Origin of the sequence: Shewanella sp. MF08487, assembly GCF_050848685.1 — a bacterium.
Classification (GTDB): Bacteria; Pseudomonadota; Gammaproteobacteria; order Enterobacterales; family Shewanellaceae; genus Shewanella; species Shewanella glacialipiscicola.
The window spans coordinates 1-2,514 of sequence record NZ_JBOZPB010000054.1 but is presented as its reverse complement, the minus strand read 5'-3'; the positions used below and the strand labels follow the sequence as shown (position 1 = coordinate 2,514).

At 42.6% G+C, this 2,514-nt stretch carries 5 protein-coding genes; 1 reads left to right on the top strand and 4 read right to left on the bottom strand.

Annotation, left to right across the window (positions count from 1 at the left end):
• Positions 1–118: 118 nt before the first annotated feature.
• The 4 genes from ACRN9H_RS19555 to ACRN9H_RS19540 are packed head-to-tail and all read right to left on the bottom strand — an operon-like array spanning position 119 to position 1,931.
• The gene (locus tag ACRN9H_RS19555) at positions 119–304 is read right to left on the bottom strand and encodes a hypothetical protein (RefSeq protein WP_173244884.1); all 186 of its coding nucleotides are present in this window, start codon (positions 302–304) and stop codon (positions 119–121) included.
• Positions 295–480 carry a hypothetical protein gene (locus tag ACRN9H_RS19550; protein ID WP_263149281.1) on the bottom strand — a complete coding sequence of 62 codons (186 nt, stop codon included), beginning with the start codon at positions 478–480 and terminating at the stop codon, positions 295–297. The genes ACRN9H_RS19555 and ACRN9H_RS19550 overlap by 10 nt, the downstream gene beginning before the upstream one ends.
• Positions 481–495: 15 nt before the next feature.
• A complete protein-coding gene (locus ACRN9H_RS19545) occupies positions 496–801 on the bottom strand; it encodes a G5P family DNA-binding protein (RefSeq protein ID WP_220774050.1) in 306 nt (101 codons plus the stop codon).
• 11 nt (positions 802–812) lie between these two features.
• Complete coding sequence (locus ACRN9H_RS19540) at positions 813–1,931, bottom strand: phage/plasmid replication protein, II/X family (protein ID WP_432315868.1); 1,119 nt, start codon at positions 1,929–1,931, stop codon at positions 813–815.
• Between the two features lie 148 nt (positions 1,932–2,079).
• Between ACRN9H_RS19540 and ACRN9H_RS19535 the strand changes: the two genes are divergently transcribed.
• The coding region (locus ACRN9H_RS19535) for a helix-turn-helix domain-containing protein (protein ID WP_432315866.1) at positions 2,080–2,514 on the top strand (435 nt) is incomplete at its 3' end.

Below are 2,514 nucleotides of genomic sequence, written 5' to 3'. Positions count from 1 at the left end.
TACATTGTGCGCAGTTTTGTATGAAAGGGATTAGATGTGCCGATAAGTGTCGTTATCGGCATTAGCGCGTCATTTCTCCTCGGCTCAGGCTTCGCTCGTCGGCATTCCTTGCTATGCCTTAGCGATGTCTAAATGGTTCTTCTGGCGTGACTCTTCGCAGTTCGCCTTGGCAATGTGGGCACTGGATAAATATCGAGTCGAAATCATCATACCACCAAGGCTTATTACAGTTGTTACATTGCAGCTCGGGTTTGTCTTGGCGTTCAACCATGCTGTAGCCGCCATCATAAGGGATTATTTGCATGATGCTGTGTCCTTAAGTTGTTCTAGTGTGTCGTCAAGTTCGCCCAGTAACACGCAAGATTTAGCGATTAATTGCAGTTGAGCATCTTCAGGCGCTAAGCCTTTCAGTAAAAACTCGTTGATGCTTTGTATGTCATTGCGTAGCTGGATTGCGCTATTGATTAGTGATTCATCCATGATGATGGCTCCTGATTAAAAGTTACTTTTAGGTGCTGTTGTCGCAGCTTTACCGATAGCTGTGATCGTTAAGCCAAAGCGTTTTAGTTCAAGGCCGCCAAAATTGTTTACGACAAAGCTTGAGCTATCTATTTCATATTCTCCGGCTTGATACGTCTTAGTTGGGTCTTCGACTTGCAGCTTCATCTGAACAGGAAATTTCCCGCCTAAATATGCGTAAGCTCTTTGCTCATAAATGGTTCGCCCAGGCTTTCCGTCTTTCGGTGGCATGTTTCGGGCAGTTACGGTTACATCTTCTTGAAATATTTCAATTTTCAACATGGTTATAGCTCCTATGCGTAGGCTTTGAACGGTAAAATATTGGATTGTGCAACTATCGGTAATTGATACCAGTGCGGGACGATTAGCGGTTTAACTTCAATAACTTCTGAACGCTTTAGTGTTGGACACATACGGCTCACATCGAACTGCTGACCTATATCAATGCCGATAGCCTTAAGGCGCGCTTTATGTTCATAAAACTGTGATGATTTAAGCGTGGTTCTTAGGTCTGCTCCGTGTTGCCACATCAATGCGTAACATTGAGTTGCATTAGCAGCTTGGCGACTTTTCACTACACCTAAAGTCATTAATTGGTCTGCAATTGTTTGATGTTCATCATGTGATATATGTATGGTTTGCATAGCGGTCTCGATCTCTTTTAGGTGCGGATAAAAGTCTTGTTCGGTGACTCGGCCATAAAATTGCAGCGTATGACGTTTGAGCAAAGCCTGTCTTAAGCTGTGTTCTTCGCGTACAACACCTGTGCTTTCACAGTATTTAATGAGGTTTTCTAGGTAGTTAAGTCTATCGATAGGTACACCGGCTTTTTTACGGAGTTCTTTATTCAGATGTCTTTGTAATTCAATAGCTTTGTTGTAAAGCTTGGTCATTATCCATGTAGAACCTTCACCCCAGTTGCACGTGTGGCCATCTGGATAAAGCTTGGGTTTACGACCTCGGCCAATTTGCATCGACGACATACCACGGATAAATGAGGCCTCTTTGCCCTTGCCTACTTGATGATTAACCGTCCAGTCGATGGCGGTGATTTCAGCACCATTACCAACAAGCTGAGTCGTTTTACCATCTGGTGTTTGGCGGTATGAGATGTGGGTATTTTTGGTGAACGGTGGCAAATCATATTGAGCGAGTACGTGATTAAAAATCGCCACGCATTCATCAAGCGTTTGCAAGCCAAAAAGGTTATCCATGCGTTGCCAGCGAGACGGATTGCCTTCCACCCTCACCCGCTGCCCATCACAACGGATGGTTAATTTGGTGCTGTAAGAACCTTCGAGGATTTTCTGATTAACCGATGGAGGTAAATGCTCACCCGTTTCTAGTTCGAACCGTTCAATTACATGCCGACCGACCAGCGGCAAATTGCCCTCTGGATAGTCTTGTTGCATGAATAAACGGTCGATGAAAAACAATTCGCTAAAAACCCTGTCAAGATGTTTCACTTAAACATTTGTTTATGTGAACACACACAAATATACTGCATGATAATAGGCCAAACAAAAGTGGGTGTAAACTAATATTAAAGTAGGTGTCAGCATGGAAAACTTAAACATGAGTATTGGTAGCGTACTAAAAGACAGGCGGATTGCTCTAAATATCAAGCAAGAAGATATCGCTGAACAGTTAGGGCTGACTGTGCAAACGGTAAGCAAGTGGGAAAGGGATTTAACCGAACCTAAAGCTAGCCAAGTTACCCAACTAAGCCAGCTTCTTAAGATTACTGAAAAAGAAATTTGTAGCGGAGAAATAGCTAGTGAGACACGCATAGACCCTATTGGATTTATGAAAAAAGTAGCATCTATCAAAGTATTAATAGATGACGTTACATTCACCTCAATTCTTTATGAGTGTATTGATGAGAAAACATCATTCCTAAACTCTTTAGAAAAGGCACTTAAAGATAGCCATGGTTTTGGTTCTGATGATTTGCAAAAACTGCCTCCTAGTGAGGTTTATGTTGCAGAAGAAGAA

Coding starts and splice junctions, on each gene's coding strand:
- ACRN9H_RS19555 (WP_173244884.1), bottom strand. CDS start 304: ATGCAAATAATCCCTTATGATGGCGGCTACAGCATGGTTGAACGCCAA.
- ACRN9H_RS19550 (WP_263149281.1), bottom strand. CDS start 480: ATGGATGAATCACTAATCAATAGCGCAATCCAGCTACGCAATGACATA.
- ACRN9H_RS19545 (WP_220774050.1), bottom strand. CDS start 801: ATGTTGAAAATTGAAATATTTCAAGAAGATGTAACCGTAACTGCCCGA.
- ACRN9H_RS19540 (WP_432315868.1), bottom strand. CDS start 1,931: ATGCAACAAGACTATCCAGAGGGCAATTTGCCGCTGGTCGGTCGGCAT.